The organism is Pelagibius sp. Alg239-R121 (assembly GCF_947331435.1).
GTDB lineage: Bacteria > Pseudomonadota > Alphaproteobacteria > Kiloniellales > Kiloniellaceae > Denitrobaculum.
Window position 1 is genome coordinate 226076 of the sequence record NZ_CAMZOF010000010.1, and the last position, 18663, is coordinate 244738.

Below are 18663 nucleotides of genomic sequence, written 5' to 3' on the forward strand. Positions count from 1 at the left end.
ATGAGCACGGAAACAACCTCACCACGCAATCGCTGGATCCAGCCTGAAATTCTGCTGATGTTGATGGCAGCATCAGTGCCCTTGAGCTTCGCTACCTGGCAAACGCTACTCAACAATTTCGCGATCGAATCTGCAGCCTTCACCGGCGCCGAAATGGGAATGCTGCAGAGCATACGCGAGATTCCTGGCTTCCTTGCCTTCGCCGTCGTTCTTGTCTTGCTCCTACTTCAAGAACAGACCTTGGCGGTGCTGGCGCTTTTGCTCCTGGGCATTGGAACGGCCGTGACCGGTTTCTTTCCTTCAGTGCTGGGACTCTATGCCACAACAGTGATCATGTCGCTCGGCTATCACTACTTCGAAACCGTGCAGACATCGCTTGCTCTGCAATGGATCGACAAGAAACGGACAGCCGAAGTGCTCGCGAAGATCCTGGCTGTCGGTTCCCTGGCATCGATCGTCACTTTTGCCCTTATCTGGCTTGCCTTCGACTTCGCGGGTCTTTCCTATCAGTTGGTCTATGTTCTCGGCGGCGGCTTGACCGTTGTCGTCGCCCTGGCCTGCTGGCGTATGTTTCCGCATTATCCTGAAAAGGTACGCCAGCATAAGAAGATGCTGCTCCGACGGCGCTACTGGCTCTACTATCTGCTGACTTTTATGTCTGGCGCCCGCAGACAGATATTCATTGTCTTCGCCGGCTTCCTGATGGTCGAAAAATTTGGCTACGAAGTTAGCGAAATCGCAGTCCTGTTCTTCATAAATGCGGGAATTAATGTGGTGCTGGCACCCCGTATCGGGCGCTTGATCGGCAAGATTGGTGAACGCCGGTCGTTGCTATTCGAATACGTCGGCCTGATCATCGTGTTCGTTTCCTATGCCTTTGTCGAGAACGCGACTGTTGCTGCCGGACTCTATGTCATCGACCACATGTTCTTTGCCCTCGCGATCGCTATCAAAACCTATTTCCAGAAGATCGCAGATCCGGCGGATATCGCGGCGACCGCGGGTGTCGGTTTTACCATCAACCACATTGCGGCCGTAGTGATCCCGGTTGTTTTCGGCCTGCTTTGGCTCTCTTCTCCGGCGCTTGTATTCCTTGCAGGTGCAGCCATGGCTGCCGTGTCCCTGGTGCTGGCTTTCGGTGTTCCGTTGCATCCTGAACCAGGCAATGAAACCGTATTCGGCAAATCTGCGGCGGCGAGCGTGCCTGCCGAATAGGCTCGGATTTGACCCAATTCAATAGCTCGTTGCGGTGTGGTGCGTTCACCCGAGTGTGATTCGCTTTTCTTTCAAGACTAGCCAACACTTGGCCATGGGGTTCCTTCATCTCGCCTACGCGCCGATAAGAACAGCGATTTTAGCAGCGGCCATAACAGTCCCGACCTTGTTCGGTATGAACTTGGCGGGCATCCTCTCACCCGCCGCCGCCCAATCCGTTGACTGGTGGAAGTCGGAGTGGCCCAACACTGATTTTTCACTTCATTCCATCGAATTCAGCGAGATTTTAAGCGGCGGCCCTCCCAAGGACGGCATCCCTTCCATCGATCGCCCGAAATTTGTATCGGTCGCTTCTGTCAGTGATCTGGCCCCGACCGAGCCCGTCGTCGGCTTGACGGTAAATGGCGAGGCGCGGGCGTATCCTCTGCGGATTCTGACTTGGCATGAGATCGTTAACGATACGATCGGCGGTAAACCCGTCACCGTGACCTATTGCCCGCTGTGCAACTCGGCAATCGTGTTCGACCGTGAGGTCGACGGCAAGATTCTGGAGTTCGGCACGACCGGCAAACTTCGCAATTCAGACCTTGTCATGTACGACCGGACGACGGAAAGCTGGTGGCAGCAGTTTCTCGGCGAAGCCATCGTCGGAGAAATGACCGGAACAAAGTTGAGAATGCTGCCCTCCCGCCTGGAATCGTGGGAGCGATTTGCAGCCCGGAACCCCGATGGACAGGTGCTGGTACCCAATGATGAGGGCATGCGGTCCTACGGCCGTAATCCTTATGACGGCTACGACACCTCTGCAGTTCCTTTCCTCTACCGCGGTGAAATGCCCGAAGGCATCGAACCCATGGCACGGGTCGTCGCGGTGGGCAAGAAGGCCTGGAGCATGAACCTCTTGCGCGCGGGCGGTAAGATCGAAAGTGATGATCTGGTGCTTACATGGGAAGCGGGGCAGAATTCCGCGCTCGATAGCAGCACCATCTCCAAAGGCCGCGATGTCGGTAATGTCATTGTTCAGCGTCTGGAGAACGGTACGATGGTCGATGTGCCGTACGACGTTACCTTTGCCTTCGTTTTTCATGCCTTTCATCCCGAAGGCGAATTGCGCATCGAGTAGCGCAAGTGGGAACTTGTTGATAAGTTCCCCGCTCAGAGCTTTCCCGCAGATATCATCGAGATTTTATGTTCTACGAAACCGCTGAAAATAAGCACGGCCTTCCGCACGACCCCTTCAAAAGCTGCATTGTTCCTCGTCCGATCGGTTGGATATCTACCGTCAATCGCGAAGGCGTAGTCAATCTCGCGCCTTACAGCTTTTTCAATGGACTGGCGTCCGACCCTCATCTGGTGATGTTTTCGTCCAACGGACTGAAACACGGCGAAGCAAAAGACAGTCTTACCAACTGCCGCGAAACCGGGGAGTTTGTGGTTAACATTGCGACTTGGGATTTAAGACAGGAGATGAACGTCAGCAGCGGGCAATATCCAGCCGAGACCAACGAAATGGCAACGGCTGAACTGGAGGCCGAAGCCTCTGTCCTGGTCGCACCGCCGCGCGTCAAGGCTTCTCCAATCCATCTGGAGTGCAAAACCCATCAGATCATCAAGCTGCCCAGCAACAATCCGTTAGAAGACAACGCCATGGTTATCGGTCAGGTTGTCGGCATCCACATTAATGATGACGTGCTGACCGATGGCTTGGTGGACATCTCCAAGGTCGTGCCCATCGCGCGGATGGGTTACATGGACTACACCAAGGTCGAGAGCGTTTTCTCGATGCGCCGGCCGAAGTAAAGCAGTTCAGATAGATAAAGGGCCACCGGTCCCGATTGAAACAATCGTGTCCAGTGGCCCTTCAGGTTTTCGCCGTAGGTATTCTGCTTTGCCGGGACCAGACTTATGCTGCCGCCTGATCAGAGAGGTAATAGTCCGTTGCCAGATCGGTCGCGAGCGCCGTCGAACCGCAATGCGGGCATTCCACGGATAAGCCAAGAGAGCCGATCAGAAAACTATGCATTTCACTGTGCTCGTCACAGAGCACGACATAGCCTTCGGTAATTTTTGCGTCGATAACCATGTTCTCTATTCCCCCGTTGCGAGGTTAAGGGAAACGCGGTCCAAGGCATAAATTTCCTCGAGCACACCGAGCCATTCGTTCGCCCAGCAAGCACTAATCGCCGCGTCCCTGCCCATGGTTGAAATCATATTGTTTGCTAAATCAGATTGAGCGGATCTTACTTCCTGAATGTCCGCCGTCTGGAGCCCCGCTAACATCATACTTACGCCCCTCTCCATACATTGAAGAATGACGAGATAAATATAAAATTTCTCCATTCATTTCAACTAAATTATTACTTTTTATTTATCTTAATATTAGTTAAAATCGATCTCTATAGTTAATTTACAGAGCTACAGTTACATTAAATTGTTGTTTTTATGCATATTTACCAATTTAATTAAGAATAAAACTAAACCATTGGCTAAACGCCAATTTTTTTTACCGGCCCTTCCACTATCAAGGTAAATGACCTTGTTCAGTCCTCTCGCAAAGGCGCTTGCATAGCATCGGTTTCGCAAATCATACTCGCATCAAGCGGTTTCGGTCAGGGTCAGGTAATACCTGTTCAACATCACAATTCTTCATAGATCGCGCCTCGTAGAGGACGCTGGGCGGTATTTTGTCTTCTACCTCTCAGTAGTCCGCACCTCTTAGCGACCTTCGGTCCAATGATAGCGGCCTCGTGATAGCCAGACTGATACCTTCTATGCCGGCGATTTGAGCACCGGCAAACGAAACGGGAAAGGAAACGGGATGACAATACTGAGTGGATTCATAAAAACGGCAGCCACCGCAACCCTGCTGATCGGCGGCTTGTCAGCATCTACAATGGCGCAAGATTTAAAGTTTTTTACGATTGGCACGGGCGGCACCGCCTATACCTATTATCCCGTAGGCGGCGTCATCGCGAACGCCATATCCAAACCCCCGGGGTCGCGAGAGTGCGGCGAAGGCGGCAGCTGCGGTGTCGATGGTCTGATTGCGTCAGCGGTTTCGTCGCGTGGATCGGTCGACAACGTCAACGCTATTATCTCCGGCTTGCGAAACTCGGGATTCGCCCAATCCGACGTGGCCTATTGGGCCTACACCGGCACGGGCACAATGGAAGGTAAAGAACCGTCCAAAGACTTGCGGACTATCGCTGCCCTGTTCGAGGAGCATATCCATCTGGTGGCGTTGAAAGACAGCGGTATCAACGGCGTCGCTGATCTGAAGGGAAAACGGGTTTCACTCGACGAACCCGGATCGGGTACCTACGTCGATGCGAATCTGATCCTCGAAGCCAACGGCCTGGCTATTTCCGACGTTGATGCTGAGGCCCTAAAAGGCAATGCCGCTTCGGAAGCACTGCGCAACGGCAAGATCGACGCCTTTTTCGTGGTCGCAGGCTACCCAACGGGTTCACTGGTTGAACTCGCTTCGGCGGCCGATATCAAACTGGTACCGATCGATGGCGACGGCGCGAAGGCCCTTGCCGACAAGTACGGTTTTTTTGCGCAGAGCGAAATTCCTGCCGACGTTTACCAGGGTGTCGGAGCCACATCGACTGTTTCCGTGGGTGCCCAATGGTTCACCAGTGCCAACGAAGATAACGAACTCATCTACAACATCACCAAGGCGCTGTGGAACAAAGAATCCCGCAAGCTGCTGGACGTTGGCCACGCCAAAGGCAAGACCATCACCATGGAGAGTGCACTTTCGGGTGTCGGCGTACCGCTGCATGCCGGTGCGGAAAAATTCTACAAAGAAGTCGGCCTGATCAAATAGGGCGGCACTAAAAGACCTTAAAACCCGGGCGCTGGAGCAGATTGAGACTCTGCGTTCGGGTTTTTCATTAAGTAAGCACGAGCGGGGGCAAGAAGTGATGGCGGACCAGCAGGACGAGGCTCGGCTTACCCCCGAACAGATTGCGGAGCTTGAGCGAAAATACGACCCCGAAACCGCCTTCCGTTCCACAGGCGCCAGGATCACCCTTCTCGTCACCACCGCGCTTGTGGCCATGTCGATCTATCACTTCTATGCGTCCGGTTTTGGCCTTGTGCGGGAACTTTTGCATCGCGGCATCCATCTGTCATTTGTTCTGGGTCTTGTTTTTTTCATGTTCTCCTTCCGCCGGGCTCAAGCTTCGCAAGTAGCGCCCGCCGCCTGGTACCGCCTGGACGGAGTGAACCTTCTCGATATTCTTTTCGGTCTTGCCGCCGTCGCTGCAGCACTCTACCTGCCGCTCCTCCCGCCCGAAATCGTCGCAGAACGCGTGGGCAACCCCTCACAGTTCGATGTCATCATGGGAACTGCACTGCTTTTGATGACATTGGAGGCGACGCGTAGGTCGGTCGGCCCGACACTTCCCGCGATTGCCATCCTGTTTATCCTCTTTGCGATCTTCGGCCCCTGGGCGCCCGGCGCCTTGAAACATGGCGGAACCAGCTGGCTGGGCCTGATCAACCATCTCTATATGACCAATCAGGGAATCTATGGTGTTGCGATCGGCGTGATGGCGCAATACGTCTTTCTCTTTATCCTCTTTGGAGTGCTCGCAACTCGTATCGGTTTGGGCCAGCTATTCATCGACTTGGCCATGGTCATTGCAGGCCGTTATTCCGGCGGCCCCGCAAAGGTCGCCATCTTCTCCTCCGCCTTCATGGGCACGATCTCCGGATCATCGATCGCAAACACGGTCACGACCGGTGCCCTGACAATTCCGGCCATGAAGCGCATCGGATACCCGGCGCATTTCGCCGGTGCTGTCGAAGCAACCGCATCAACCGGCGGCCAGATCACACCGCCCATCATGGGCGCAGCGGCCTTCATCATGGTCGAGTACCTGGAAATTCCGCTGCGGGATATTTTAGCCGCCGCTTTGTTCCCGGCACTTCTGCATTACTTCGGGATCTTCATTATGGTCCATCTCGAAGCCCGCAAACTGGGCCTGCGAGGTCTATCGCCTGATGAACTGCCCAAGGCCCTGATCGTTTTGCGGCAACACTGGCTGTCGATCATTCCTCTGTTCATCCTCGTTTATCTGATCCTGTCAGGACGCACGCCGGATTTTGCGGCCGTGTACGGAATCATTGCTTGTGTGGTCGTCGGATTCCTGAATCCAGTCAACCGGCTAAACCTGCGTGATCTTTGGAACGCGCTCGCAGCTGGAGCCCGCAGCACCCTTGCCGTCGGCGCAGCGGCCGCCACCGTGGGTATCGTTGTGGGTGTCGTCACACTCACAGGTGTGGGCTTCAGGTTAGGATACGTGGTGCTGCAAACCGCCACTGATATCGGCGCCGTTATGGGTTCGGTCTGGCCTTTCAGCTACTTTGCGGTCGCGCAATGGGCTCTGTTCTTTTCTCTGCTTTTGGTCGCGTTTTCCTGCATTATCATGGGTGCCGGCATTCCGACGACTGCAACCTACATCATACTGGTTGCTGTTGCAGGTCCTGCTTTGGCTCAGCTTCAAGTGGAACAGTTGGTTGCCCACTTTTTCGTATTCTACTATGGCGTTCTCGCCGACATCACACCACCTGTCGCACTGGCCGCCTACGCGGCGGCGGGAATTGCCGGGTCGAACCCGTTTAAAACCGGAAACACAGCTTTCCGGCTTGGGATCGCCAAGGCGCTGGTTCCATTTGTTTTCGTCTACTCGCCGGCTCTGTTGCTGGTCGCGGACGGTTTCACTTGGGCCGCCTTCTCCGTCACCCTGCTTGGTGCAATGCTGGGTATCAGTTGCCTGGGTGTCGCCTTTTCAGGCTTTTTGGTAGCGCCGCTCAAAACGCTCGAGCGTTGGTGGATCGGCCTGGTATCCCTGCTTTTTATCGCACCGGGCATCACGACGATGCTGTTCGGCTTTGTGCTTCTTCTGCCCGTCCTGCTGATCCAGTTCGCAAAACGAAAACAAGCTATACGCTGACGAAGATTCGTTTTTTTTCGACTTTGACGAAAAAAATTCCATAGATCCGGAATAAAGCCGCAGCGCCAAGTGTTGTTGTTTAGCCGGCGTAGATTCGCGGGCGGTTTTTCGTGAGGTTGGAAATATTTGGAGGGAGAGTAATGAACATTTTTAAAAGCATTATCGGCGTATCGGCACTTGCCGGCAGTGTATTGCTTGCCGGCAGCGTCTGGGCGGAGACGGAGCCCGATGCAGCGATTCAGTATCGTAAGGCATTGATGGGTACGGTCGGCGGCAACATGAAGGCGTCCGCATTGATCATCAAAGGGCAGGTCGAGCACAAAGATGCGCTTGCCGCACACGCCCGTGGGATCGCCGCAGCGGCGACCCTGGCACCAGCGGCTTTCAAACAGGATACCCATGGCAAGGGCAGCGAGAAAACCACCTCCAATGCCAATATCTGGAAAGACTGGGACAAGTTCTCGGCAGGCTTGAAAGCCCTCGAGACCGAGGCGACTAAGTTGGCTGACCTAGCGGCCAGTGGCGACATGGAAGCAGCCGGCAAGCAGCTCGGTGCCGTCGGCAAGACCTGCAAAGGTTGTCACGACGCCAACCGCGACAAGTAAAATCTGGACGACGGATAATCACTGGGGCGCGGTCAACGAACGCGCCCCATTCTTTTCCTCGCCTCTACCCGAATTCGGCATTCATACAAGGGTTACAATTGCCCAAACCGCCGCCGCAGCGGCCGCCAGGCTTAAGAGTGCAATAAAGGAACTGCGCAGAACAAACGAGAATCCAGAATCGGCACCATGCCCGGATTTTCGGCCGTTGATCATCGGCAGGATCAGGTTGTCTTTCTTTACGACGAGATAAAAGATCGCAGCCGCGACATGGAGTCCGACACAGATCAGCAAGGCATCGAACAGGGTTTTGTGAATCACCGTAAGCCAGTCCGACGTGGACTTCGTCACAAGATGATAGAGTGGTCCCTCGGTAAAGATATCATCGTTGGCGAAGAGACCCGTGCCGGTCTGAAACAACAACAACGACAACAACAGCACAACCATCCAGCCACCCAGCGGGTTATGCCCGAGGTAGGTGCGTGCCTTTCCCGAGATCAAATCCCGTGCATAGTGCACAGCTGCGGCCGGTGGTTTGACAAACTGCGCAAAGCGCGCGGTCGTGCTGCCGAACACGCCCCAAAGAAGACGAAACAACACCAGAGTCAGGATGGCAAAACCCGAACGCATATGCCAATCCATTTCACCCAGTTCACCTGTCAACCAGGAAGTCCCTACCAGCAGCACAAGACACCAGTGGAACAGCCGCGTCGGCATATCCCAGACCAATGTGGATTTGGAAGTCTCGGCAGCAGCCTTCACGTCGTCCTTCATTGCAATTCACAGCCTTTCAATCTGCCGCACGGTACGACAGCAAGTAAGCAGGAACGATGAGTTTAACCAACCGTCCCTTTTCTTTGCGCCAGAACATGGCATGACAGATGCCTAAAGAAGCATTGTGGGTGTCTAGCTTTACCCCAAGAGTAGAACAAGCACGCCCCCTATCAACAGAACGATACCCACCACTTCGACGATATTTGGACGTTCGCGAAAGAAGAAGTAGGAGGCGGCAAAGGTGAAAACCAACTCGACCTGCCCCAACGCCCTGACATATGCGGCATTCTGCAGAGTCATGGCCGTGAACCAGCAGGCCGACGCCAACATACCGCTCAGCCCCACCCCCAAAGCGACCCGCCAGGTTCTGATGACGGCCGTGATCTGACCGGGTTCGCGCAAGCGCAGATAGATCGACATTGCCAGGGTTTGCATAACCGTCACACAGGCCAATGTGAAAGCGGCCTGAATGATTACCCCCTCCCCGCCCAGTGACAGGGAAGCGGCCCGATAGGATACCGCTGAGATTCCGAAAAAAGTCCCTGACGCAATCCCGATCAATGCCGTTTTCTTGAACCAGCTGAACAACAACGTCTTGAGATCGAACGCCCCCTTCGCCAGCGACAGCGCAAAGACACCAGCCAGACTGATCAGAATTCCCAGCACTGCCGCCAAGCTTAAAGGGTCGCTGAGAATGACAATACCAATCAAAGCTGTCTGAACGGTTTCCGTTTTGGAATAGGCGGTGCCGACCGCAAAATTCCTTAAAGAAAACAACGATACCAGCAGCGCGGTAGCAAAAATCTGAGCCGCACCGCCCATCGCTGCATAAGCCCAGAATGAAAGGCCCGGTGATGGCGTCTCAAATCCACCGATAGTTGTCAGTCCGGCGGCATAGAGAATTGCAAAAGGAAAAGCAAAACAGAAACGTGCGTAGGTCGCGCCGGATGTCGACACACGCTCCTTCATATGCTTCTGCAGGGCTGACCGGAGGTTTTGCAGGAATGCCGCAGCAATGGTGATCGCAACCCAGGCTTCCATAGAGGACTTTTCCCAACTCCTAAACTGACGGCGCACGTGCGCTTGACCGGTCTTCTCAGCCCCTAAGGCAAGCGTGAATCAGATTTATTTTCAACAGGTTAGAGAGCGGCTCACGTTGCTGATCACTTCAATCAAGAACAGCCGCCCTCAAGTGAATGCGCGAAGACTGCCCGTTGGCGTATGGCGTTGCAATCAATAGCTGACACTGAAAAGCAGCTGTCTTCACTTTCTTTTACAAACGAGACCGCGAGTCTCTCAAAGTAACTTCACAAATCTTTATCTCTCTATGCGTGTTTTTTTTCATAGTTTTCTACCAAGAAACACTCTTACTCTCGCCAAAATAGCAGAATAAGTTTCTATGCAGCTCGAAAATAGAAATATCGAGCCTAAACTCAAAGGAGAAAATCATGACAACAGGTACCAACAACATCCGCACACAGATCAATCTCGAATTCGGGCCTTTGAAGCTCCTCGACCGCTTCTTTGCGGCAGCCGAGGAAACTGCGGACGACCACAAACTCCAACTCACGATCGAGCATGATTTTGAGGCTCTACTTGCCTTCAATAAAACGCAGACAGATTCGTGGTATCCCCTCACGCCGATGTACGATCCACGAGTCAACAGCATGACTCCCGAGACATCCTTCTGGATTTCGGGGCGGGATCGCCATGGGGACATCGTCGCAACGCAATGCGCGCGCTTCTACGATTGGACCGGGACCCATTTCAAAGCCGAATACGAATCGCTGAGACTTGCCTACGAGCATCCGGATGCCGCCATGTTCCCGGAAGAACTGGCAATTTGCGAAGCGCCTTCGGGTACCCGGGTTTCGGGACCTGTTTGCTTCAGTGGTGCCGCGTGGTACCGCCCCGACTATCGTGGGACGGGCCTATCCGGATTCCTGCCGCGCATATCACGGGCATTGGCCTATACCCGCTGGAACACGCGCTACACCTACAGCTTTATCGAACCCAAACTAGCTGCAAAAGGCGTCGCTGCCCGATACGGATATACCAACATCGAACCCGGTGTTGAATGGCTGAATTCCTTCAGGGGCAGTTGTGAATTCTGCCTTCTTTGGATGGACCGGGATCAGTTGCTTGCCGATATGCAATGGTGGCTTCGCCAACAGGCAAAAGTGGAAGAGGCTTTGTTCGCTTAGAGCCAGGCTTAGATCGGGCTGGTTTCTTGGAGCGCATTCACTACTACCACTTCATTAGTGATGCAGGTTCGCGTTCCGCATAATTGAACGACAAGCGACCAAGCTCTAAAATATTGAAAAACAAGATAGAATAAAAACAACGCGGCACGAGAACCGGAAAGACCATAATGGGAACTCAAGCGAAAACTGTATTCCGCCGTCAGGCGAAAATTCCAGGTAGGCTCAAGACGTTTTTTTCGTAGTATTTACAGGTAGATATAAAACCTAGCGGCGGCTTATTTTTCTCGACGCGCATTCGCAACTAGCAACATAAGTTTGGCAAATTCGCGATTAAGAGTGAAGCGATGCTCAAGACAGAACTCACTCGTTCTGAACTTCTGTTCTCGACAGGATAGCGCAAGTCTTTCCAAGGCCATTTGTGGCTCCATAGCTTTGTCCCGGATCAACCCAAAAAACCGTTTCCGAAACTCCTTCGTATCGGATTGATGCACGATCACCGTTTGCCAGGCGGGTATAACAAAAAGTGCTTGCTGGCCGAATCCCCAGGCCCAGAACGTGCCGGCTGGCAGACCGCTTTGCGGATCTGGAATCCACCAGAGATAAGAATGCCCGCTTCTGAGGCCAACTTCACCCGTCTCAATAAAATCGGCTGCAACTCGATCAACCCAAGACTCAGGAAGAACGCTGTTGCCGTTCATCACGCCGCTGTTGAGATAGAGTTCGCCAATTCTGACGAGGTCACGCGCCGACATGTGAAACATGGCGGCCCTGTGTTGAGACAGCTCAGGTGCTTCTATGTAAGAGACGTCCTCACGCGTAAAGTCCTGCATTCCCAAGGGCTCCGCCAACCCGATGTCAAAGGCTTCCCCAACACCGATTCCGGTCCGCGTTTCGAATATCGTCGTCAGGGCATTGTAGTCCCAATTGTTATAGGCCCAGATCGTTCCGGGCACGTTCTCTTGCCTTCCAAGGCGGCGGTTCTTTTCAGCCGTCAAACCTGCTTCCGCGGCGGCGGCGTGATTGATCCCCGACATACTTTTAAGCAGGTGCCGGACTGTTGCTGTCTTTTGCAGAGGCGTCAGCGGATGCGGTGCATCATCAATCCCAAGTTCCAGCAAGTTATCGTTCAGGTTGATTTGCGCTGTACCGGCACCAAGGTGCTGACCGACCAGCGCACTCAGCAATGCCTTGCGAATGGAATGAAGGTGGTAGGGCTGCTCGATATCGCCATAGGCTCCGACCAGCCTGCCCTGCGAAACAATAACGAAGCTATCGGTGCTTAGGGACGCGGTATATTCGAACACGGCTTGCAAGCGGACGGGATCCCACCCAAGGCGGCGCGTCTCAGACGCACTTAAGCCTTCAACTTCAACCGGCCTAGGCTCAGCACTGACTTCCGAAAGTAATTGCCGTCCCGTCAGCATCAGATAGGCCAGCGTGCAGAACACAACAATTAAAACGACGCGCAGGGATAGACGCCCGTAACGCCCAACAGACTTAAATTTTGGCATAGAGGAACCCTCCTCATTCGCGAACACTGCGGTGGTGTTACGGCTGAGCTGCCTTAGAATCCGGCCGGACCAATAGCTTCAGGCTGTTGTTCGTATTGCTTGAGGTTGGATCTCGTTCTTGACCGCTTCCGTCAAGAACGATCGGACTTTAGAGTCTGATCGTTTTTCACTGTTTTAGTGAAAAGCGTGAACCAGCCTCAATTTTGCAGCCCTCTAAACTCCTGGCCCGGAATCGCGTAGATCGCGATCCATTCGATAGCCTGGCGAGGTGACCTGCGCCTCAATTCGACGCAGTCTCTGCTCCATGGAACGGAACTTTTTGTCGAGACTAGAGAGTGTCTGCGCAGGTGCGCGGTGTACTGATTGCCAGAACTGCTCCTGCTCAGGACTGTCGTAGAGGTCTTCCGGCTCGCGGTCCAGCACAAGGGTTAAGAGCAGGTACCCTGAGATCGTCGGCACCGTAAAGAAAACGCCGCTGATCAGCGTTGCCAGACGAATCCAGAAAGCGGAGATACCGAAGTAGTTGGCAATTCCGCCGCAGACTCCCAAGAGACGCGCCTGTCCGCCTGACGTGCGATAGAGACGAACCCGGCTGTAGGCTTGCTGCTGCCCACCCGACGTCCCCTGCCTGCCGTGGTAGGGCTGATGCCATGCGTCCTTCATTGCCTGGACCTCCAACCTGGCGACTCCGCATCGAGAATCTGCTCCAAAGTATGGATCCGGTCCTCCATCTTTGCGGCAGAATCCCATAGCTCAGAAAGGGTTTGCTCGTCATCGCGAGACAAGGTTTTTGCCGATCTCCAGCGAGTGAAGTAGTGCACCACGATCCAAACCGGTGCAACGACGGCCAGGAAAATGATCAGGGGCGTGCGAAGCAGTTCTACCAACTCCATCGGCCTTATCCCTTTTTCTTCGCGCTCTTCTTGGCCATGCGGTCCTTCAGGGCCGCCATCTCTGCATCGATCGCGTCTTCAACTTCGAGTTCGACTATTTCCTGCGCCAAGGTTTTACGCTGGCCTACATCGAAAGACTCCACTCTTCCCTCTGCCTCGTCCAGCTTCTTTTCCAACTGTTCGAAACGGCCCAGAGCATCGTCGACACGTCCATCATAGAGTGTTTGGCGCACTTTAAGTCGCGAGGCGGCAGAGTCGTGCCGTGTCGTCATACCTTTTTGCTTCGCCTTGGCTTCGGCAAGCTTTGCCTGAAGTTTTGCAATATCTTCATCGCCGCGCAGGAGCGCTTCTTCAATATGCTCCAGGTCTTCCTTCATGACCTCGATGGCTTCGATCAGCTTGGCTTTTTCAAGCAGCGCACCTTTGGCAAGGTCTTCCCGGCCTTTCATCAAGGCAATTTCAGCACGCCGCTCCCACTCCGATTGCGCATCGATAAGCTTTGCCAGCTTCCGCTCTACCTCTTTCTTATCGGCAATACTGCGCGCGGCACCACTCCTCACCTCGACAAGCGTGTCTTCCATCTCCTGAATGATCAGCCGAATGATCTTCGCGGGATCTTCGGCGCGATCCAGAATCGAGGTGATGTTAGAGTTGATGATGTCGGTCAGACGGGAAAAAATACTCATTGATCCACTCCACAGATTTTCTTTTTGCTTTGCGTCCGGCCGTTTCCTGCACCGGATACCAGATTTATCAGGAACAGCTAGCCGAGAATCAGGCCGACAACCACACCGGCAGCAAATATCATCCAATGCTTGCTTCCACTCGGCGTCATTGCCTCATTCGCCCGCCGCAAGGTACGGCGGCAAAGCCCGCGCAGGTCGTCGTCGGCACCGTAGCGATCGCTCTGCCGCGAATAGCGGCGGCGTGTGCTGTAATCTGACCCGCTCGAATAATCCTGATATGACATCCTGGATGTCCCTCTTTCGATAATTGACTATTGCCCAATTACACTGCAGAGACCGTGCCAGTTTGAAAAATTTTGCATAACCTATTGTTTTTAAAAACGAATTTGGAAATTTCAGAACATACATCAAGCCACTAAAAGTATCGTTTTAATCGAATTATCATATTTTCTACTAATTTTTAGCGATTTTTGCTATTCTTGATTTATGAAACATGAGCTTCCTTCTCCAATTGGCCAATCCCGGGCATTTCTGGAGGCGATCGAACATCTTTCCCGCGTAGCGCCCCTGGAAAGGCCCGTGCTTGTTGTGGGCGAACGCGGTACCGGCAAAGAGCTGGCAGCTGCCAGGGTTCACTTCCTGTCCAGCCGCTGGGATGCCCCCTTCATTAAGCTCAACTGTGCTGCACTCGCCGAAAACCTGATCGAAGCCGAATTGTTCGGCTATGAGGCCGGCGCCTTCACTGGTGCGGTCAAGCGGCGTATCGGTCGTTTCGAAATGGCGCATCAGGGCACTCTGTTTCTGGATGAGATCGCCAACGCAAGCCTGGCGGTACAAGAGAAGATCCTGCGGGTAATCGAATATGGCCAAATGGAACGAGTTGGCGGAAGCACGACTCTGGAAGTCGATGTCCGCGTCGTGGGGGCCACCAACGTCGACCTGCCCTCGGTGGCCGCCGAAGGCCGTTTTCGGGAAGACCTTCTCGACCGACTGGCTTTCGATGTCGTGACTCTTCCCCCGCTTCGCCACCGCGACGGCGACATCCCGATTCTCAGCACTCTATTTGGCCGGAACATGGCGCAGGAACTCGGCTGGGAGAGCTTTCCGGGTTTCAGCGATTCGGCCATGAAACTGCTTGAAGCACATCATTGGCCCGGCAATATCCGTGAATTGAGGAATGTTGTTGAGCGCGCGACATCCCATGGGACCGAAGGGGAAAGGGTCTCAACAGTGCTGTTGGATCCCTTCGACTCGCCTTTTCGGCCGGGAACAGCCAGGACCACTCTCCCAGACAACGCGTCGCAGACCCGCCCCACGGGGCAGACAGACGCTGCTGGGCGGCAAGCGGCGACCGGACCTTCGAAAACCAACAGTCAGACCGTTTTGGACCCGCAAGGCCCCTATGACCTCAGAAGCAAAGTCATGAACTTCGAGAAGGAACTGCTTCTGGCTGCGCTCGCTCGGAACCGTCACAGTCAGAAAGCGACCGCAACGTATCTCTCCTTGAGCTACCATCAACTCCGGAATACCTTGAAAAAACACGGTTTGATCGAGGCCGGACGGGATTTGAAAGACAAAGCGGTTTAAGTGACCGCCTGCAGCATTATAAGAATAGAGAGAGTCAGGGAATAGATCGCAGGAGCTTATTAACTGGAGTGCGACCGCACTCTATCACTAAGAGACGAAGGCCTCTTTTGTTGAACCAACTGCTGTCGCAGCAGTGATCAAAGTCTGATACATGGATAGTAAATCAAGCCGGGCTTCAGCAACTGCCGCTGTAAGCAGCCCCACGCTCCAGCGCTCCGATAACCGGCGTGCCCAGGTCATAGCGGCAGCCGCACGGCAACTCCGTGAGAACGGCTATGCCGCGACCTCCATGCGTAAAATCGCGAGCGAGGCCGGGATCCTCGCGGGGTCCATCTACTATCACTTCCTGTCCAAGGAAGACCTGATGTCGGCGGTTCACGACGAAGGGCTCAAGCAGATAAATACATCCGTCCGCCGGGCGATGGAGAAGGAAAGCGATCCCTGGCTTCGGCTCGAAGCCGCCTGCGCGGCGCACATGGGAGCCATATTGGAGGCCGATGATTTCGCCGGTGTGGTTTTAGCCGATATCTCGCGCGTTTCCCCGGATCTGCAGAAATTGCTTAACGATCAGCGGAATGGCTATGAAGAAGTATTTCGGCAGCTGATCGACGACCTGAATCTACCGCCCGCCGTTGACCGCAGCCTGTTCCGCCTCAGCCTGCTCGGCGCCTTGAACTACGCCCCGCGCTGGTACAAGGCCGACGGACGGTCGCCGGCAGAAATTGCCCGCACGTTCCTCGCCATGTTGCGGGGCGGCGTGAGCACCTCACCGGCTGGGCCAGTTTCAGAATCCTGACAATTACGCTCAACGTTACGGCGGCGGCATATCGTCTGGGACGAAGAAATCGGGCATAAGCTGATCGTCAGGAACATCGGCATAGCCGGAAAGATCGGTAATTCCCGCTGACGCCAGAACCAAGTCATCCAGACAGAAGTTGCCGGTGAACTCGCGGGATGGACGAGTCAGAATAACGTGCGCGGCGTCAGCAAGAATCTCGACATTGCGGCAAAGCCGCATGGCATCGTCGCCGCCCAGGATATTTTGAACAGCAGCCGTTCGGATCGCGGTTCTGGGCCATAGTGCATTAAAGGCAATGCCGTCCTTCCTGAACTCCTCGGCCATACCCAAGACACACATGGACATGCCGAATTTAGCCATGGTGTAGGCAACGTGGCCGCCGAACCATTTCGGCTTCATATCCAAGGGCGGCGACAAATTCAAAACATGCGGGTTTTGTGCCTTTTTGAGGTGAGGAATACAGGTTTTCGAAACCAGAAAAGTTCCGCGCGTATTGACCCCGTGCATGAGATCGTAACGCTTCATGTCGGTGTCCAATGTGGAGGTCAACTGGATCGCGCTTGCGTTGTTGATGCAGATATCCAGGCCACCGAAGGTCTCAATTGTCTGCGCGACCGCCGCCTGCACCTGATCTTCGTGCCGGATGTCGCAGATTACAGGAAGTGCCCGACCACCGGCAGCCTCTATCTCTTCAGCCGCCGAGTAGATGGTTCCGGGGAGCTTAGGGTGCGGCTCCGCAGTCTTGGCAGCGATCGCAACGTTGGCACCGTCCTGAGCGGCTCGCTTCGCAATTGCCAGGCCAATACCTCGAGAGGCGCCTGAGATGAAAAGCGTTTTCCCCGAGAGATCCGACATATCGTTTTGTCCTTTTCAGCGCTCCAGCGGCCCCGGCGCGCGACGACGTGGGATGATCACCACGTCAACGGCGCCAAGGCAGAAATATGGACCCGTTTTACAACGCTGTCGATCAATCAACAGTGCGCTGCCTCCATCTTCGTCAGTTTGACTTTGGAACAGCCGTTCCAATCATGCAGTCGCGCGTGACAAGCGCCGCCAGTGCCTCCTCGTCCAACGCTTCAGTGCCTTTGGGGCGTGCCGGCAGAACCATATAGCGAAGGTCGGCCGTACTGTCGTGCACGCGGACCTCCATATCATCTGGAATACTGGTTCCGAACTCCTCGAGGACGGCCCGCGGTTCACGAACGACCCGGCTCCGATACGCACGCGCTTTGTACCAGTCCGGCGGCAGGCCGATCAGCAAACGTGGATAGCACGAGCACAGCGTGCAAACGATGACGTTGTGAACTCTGTCGGTATTCTCAATTGCTTTGATAGGAATACCACCGGCATCGATACCCAGCTCGTCAGCAGCGGCAATCACATCATCAAGCATCCTCGCCTTAAAATCCGGATCTACCCACGCCCGGGCAACCATGCGGGCACCGAATGCAGGTGACTTGGAATCGATGGATTCAACTGTCTTTCGAAGCTCTTCCGACGTGATGACGGCTTTCTCCAAAAGCAACTCCGCCACAGCTTCGGTCATCACCTGATAATAGCTGTAACCGCCATCCTCCAGATCCGGTTGAAAAGGATGCCGATGCGAATGGTCATGAGCGTGACCATGACTGTGGCCGCCGTCCTGTTGATCGTTCCCATTCTCAGACATGCGCGCGCTCTCCCTTTCCGGCCGCCCCTTCCGAGGCGTCGGCTTCCTGTAACCAATGTTCAAATATATCGACAACCGTCGTATCCCCGGCACCGCCGGCATAGTCGGGCCAAAGGTCTTGCTGGAGGAAGGTCACTCGAAACAGGGTGCGCGCCGGAAGGCCATCGCGCCCATAGGCCAGTTCTTCTGGATTAGGAAATTCGCCGGCGACTTCAGTAACGATCCCGGTTTTACCGCGAACGAAAAAGGGTGTGCGGACATGCCCCGGCGGAAACGAACTCGAGACCGAAACTCTCGCGCCGATAGGAAAGCGGTGTGTCATTGCGCCCTCTCTTCCTGGCTGTTCTTATGCGCCGCCCGATCCGCATCCCAGCGAGCCTCGACTTCAGCCATTTTGCGCCCCAGTTCTTCAACGGTCAGCGTACCTTTTTCAACGAGGTTGTTGGTTACGGAAGCGATCCAGCGCTCGTAGTAACTCATTTCGTCGTAAGCACCCGGCCCCAGCTCTTCGATGCCGCGGCGTAGCTCATCGACAGTGATCATGCGCCGCCCGGGCGCCGAGAGCAGACGCAGGATAGCGTCGACCCGCTTTTCCCAGGGTGCGTAGTCGTGTTCATTTTGCTCCACGGGGCCGGCATCGAGCCCTCCCATATCGTGATGACGTCTCATAGCCAACTTTCTCTTTTGTCGCCGTTACCTGCTCGATCCGTTTGATCCCTGCAAGCGCCAGACCGCGCGCAATCAATCGGAACCGGAT

The 18663-nt window shown here is 54.6% G+C and carries 21 protein-coding genes; 9 read left to right on the plus strand and 12 right to left on the minus strand.

The window, feature by feature from the left end; genetic code table 11:
* From QMZ18_RS29055 to QMZ18_RS29065, 3 genes are all read left to right on the plus strand, one after another.
* Entirely contained in the window at positions 1 to 1215 is a 1215-nt protein-coding gene (locus tag QMZ18_RS29055) for an MFS transporter (protein WP_282609903.1), read from the plus strand.
* 94 nt (positions 1216 to 1309) lie between these two features.
* Positions 1310 to 2338: a DUF3179 domain-containing protein gene (locus QMZ18_RS29060; protein ID WP_282609904.1), complete on the plus strand. Its 1029-nt coding sequence runs from the start codon at positions 1310 to 1312 to the stop codon at positions 2336 to 2338.
* 65 nt (positions 2339 to 2403) lie between these two features.
* Positions 2404 to 3015 carry a flavin reductase family protein gene (locus QMZ18_RS29065; RefSeq protein ID WP_282609905.1) on the plus strand — a complete coding sequence of 204 codons (612 nt, stop codon included), beginning with the start codon at positions 2404 to 2406 and terminating at the stop codon, positions 3013 to 3015.
* A gap of 103 nt (positions 3016 to 3118) precedes the next feature.
* On the opposite strand, the gene QMZ18_RS29070 is transcribed toward QMZ18_RS29065, so the two are convergent.
* A complete protein-coding gene (locus QMZ18_RS29070) occupies positions 3119 to 3298 on the minus strand; it encodes a hypothetical protein (protein WP_282609906.1) in 180 nt (59 codons plus the stop codon).
* A gap of 735 nt (positions 3299 to 4033) precedes the next feature.
* Between QMZ18_RS29070 and QMZ18_RS29075 the strand changes: the two genes are divergently transcribed.
* The 3 genes from QMZ18_RS29075 (at position 4034) to QMZ18_RS29085 (ending at position 7786) form a co-directional block, all read left to right on the plus strand.
* Complete coding sequence (locus tag QMZ18_RS29075; protein WP_282609907.1) at positions 4034 to 5047, plus strand: TAXI family TRAP transporter solute-binding subunit; 1014 nt, start codon at positions 4034 to 4036, stop codon at positions 5045 to 5047.
* A gap of 97 nt (positions 5048 to 5144) precedes the next feature.
* Positions 5145 to 7181 (plus strand): TRAP transporter permease, encoded by a 2037-nt coding sequence (locus tag QMZ18_RS29080; RefSeq protein WP_282609908.1) that lies wholly within the window; start codon positions 5145 to 5147, stop codon positions 7179 to 7181.
* Between the two features lie 140 nt (positions 7182 to 7321).
* Positions 7322 to 7786, plus strand: coding sequence for a cytochrome c (locus QMZ18_RS29085; protein WP_282609909.1), 465 nt, complete (start codon positions 7322 to 7324; stop codon positions 7784 to 7786).
* An 81-nt stretch (positions 7787 to 7867) separates the two neighbouring features.
* Here the strand turns inward: QMZ18_RS29085 and QMZ18_RS29090 are convergent, their stop codons facing one another.
* Positions 7868 to 8557, minus strand: a complete 690-nt coding sequence (locus QMZ18_RS29090) for a cytochrome b/b6 domain-containing protein (RefSeq protein WP_282609910.1) — start codon at positions 8555 to 8557, stop codon at positions 7868 to 7870.
* A 138-nt stretch (positions 8558 to 8695) separates the two neighbouring features.
* Positions 8696 to 9598, minus strand: a complete 903-nt coding sequence (locus QMZ18_RS29095) for an EamA family transporter (RefSeq protein ID WP_282609911.1) — start codon at positions 9596 to 9598, stop codon at positions 8696 to 8698.
* 407 nt (positions 9599 to 10005) lie between these two features.
* On the opposite strand from QMZ18_RS29095, the gene QMZ18_RS29100 reads away from it, so the two are divergent.
* Positions 10006 to 10761 carry a hypothetical protein gene (locus tag QMZ18_RS29100; protein WP_282609912.1) on the plus strand — a complete coding sequence of 252 codons (756 nt, stop codon included), beginning with the start codon at positions 10006 to 10008 and terminating at the stop codon, positions 10759 to 10761.
* A gap of 275 nt (positions 10762 to 11036) precedes the next feature.
* Here QMZ18_RS29100 and QMZ18_RS29105 read toward each other — a convergent pair whose 3' ends face one another.
* The 5 genes from QMZ18_RS29105 to QMZ18_RS29125 all read right to left on the minus strand — a co-directional run bounded on the left by QMZ18_RS29105 (position 11037) and on the right by QMZ18_RS29125 (position 14135).
* Positions 11037 to 12272 carry a serine hydrolase gene (locus tag QMZ18_RS29105; RefSeq protein ID WP_282609913.1) on the minus strand — a complete coding sequence of 412 codons (1236 nt, stop codon included), beginning with the start codon at positions 12270 to 12272 and terminating at the stop codon, positions 11037 to 11039.
* 213 nt (positions 12273 to 12485) lie between these two features.
* Positions 12486 to 12935, minus strand: a complete 450-nt coding sequence (locus QMZ18_RS29110; protein WP_282609914.1) for a PspC domain-containing protein — start codon at positions 12933 to 12935, stop codon at positions 12486 to 12488.
* Complete coding sequence (pspB, locus tag QMZ18_RS29115) at positions 12932 to 13165, minus strand: envelope stress response membrane protein PspB (RefSeq protein WP_282609915.1); 234 nt, start codon at positions 13163 to 13165, stop codon at positions 12932 to 12934. Before pspB ends, QMZ18_RS29110 begins: the two co-directional genes overlap by 4 nt.
* A 5-nt stretch (positions 13166 to 13170) precedes the next feature.
* On the minus strand, positions 13171 to 13851 hold the full coding sequence (pspA, locus tag QMZ18_RS29120; protein WP_282609916.1) for a phage shock protein PspA: 681 nt from the start codon (positions 13849 to 13851) through the stop codon (positions 13171 to 13173).
* A 77-nt stretch (positions 13852 to 13928) separates the two neighbouring features.
* The gene (locus tag QMZ18_RS29125; protein WP_282609917.1) at positions 13929 to 14135 is read right to left on the minus strand and encodes a hypothetical protein; all 207 of its coding nucleotides are present in this window, start codon (positions 14133 to 14135) and stop codon (positions 13929 to 13931) included.
* A 202-nt stretch (positions 14136 to 14337) separates the two neighbouring features.
* On the opposite strand from QMZ18_RS29125, the gene pspF reads away from it, so the two are divergent.
* The gene (pspF, locus tag QMZ18_RS29130) at positions 14338 to 15438 is read left to right on the plus strand and encodes a phage shock protein operon transcriptional activator (protein WP_282609918.1); all 1101 of its coding nucleotides are present in this window, start codon (positions 14338 to 14340) and stop codon (positions 15436 to 15438) included.
* A gap of 151 nt (positions 15439 to 15589) precedes the next feature.
* Entirely contained in the window at positions 15590 to 16234 is a 645-nt protein-coding gene (locus QMZ18_RS29135) for a TetR/AcrR family transcriptional regulator (RefSeq protein ID WP_282609919.1), read from the plus strand.
* A gap of 15 nt (positions 16235 to 16249) precedes the next feature.
* On the opposite strand, the gene QMZ18_RS29140 is transcribed toward QMZ18_RS29135, so the two are convergent.
* The 4 genes from QMZ18_RS29140 to QMZ18_RS29155 form a co-directional block, all read right to left on the minus strand.
* Positions 16250 to 17092 (minus strand): NAD(P)-dependent oxidoreductase, encoded by an 843-nt coding sequence (locus QMZ18_RS29140; protein WP_282609920.1) that lies wholly within the window; start codon positions 17090 to 17092, stop codon positions 16250 to 16252.
* A 142-nt stretch (positions 17093 to 17234) separates the two neighbouring features.
* Complete coding sequence (gene nthA, locus QMZ18_RS29145) at positions 17235 to 17906, minus strand: nitrile hydratase subunit alpha (protein WP_282609921.1); 672 nt, start codon at positions 17904 to 17906, stop codon at positions 17235 to 17237.
* Positions 17899 to 18228 carry an SH3-like domain-containing protein gene (locus QMZ18_RS29150; protein ID WP_282609922.1) on the minus strand — a complete coding sequence of 110 codons (330 nt, stop codon included), beginning with the start codon at positions 18226 to 18228 and terminating at the stop codon, positions 17899 to 17901. Before QMZ18_RS29150 ends, nthA begins: the two co-directional genes overlap by 8 nt.
* Positions 18225 to 18575, minus strand: a complete 351-nt coding sequence (locus QMZ18_RS29155) for an SH3-like domain-containing protein (protein ID WP_282609923.1) — start codon at positions 18573 to 18575, stop codon at positions 18225 to 18227. Before QMZ18_RS29155 ends, QMZ18_RS29150 begins: the two co-directional genes overlap by 4 nt.
* Positions 18576 to 18663: the final 88 nt, after the last annotated feature.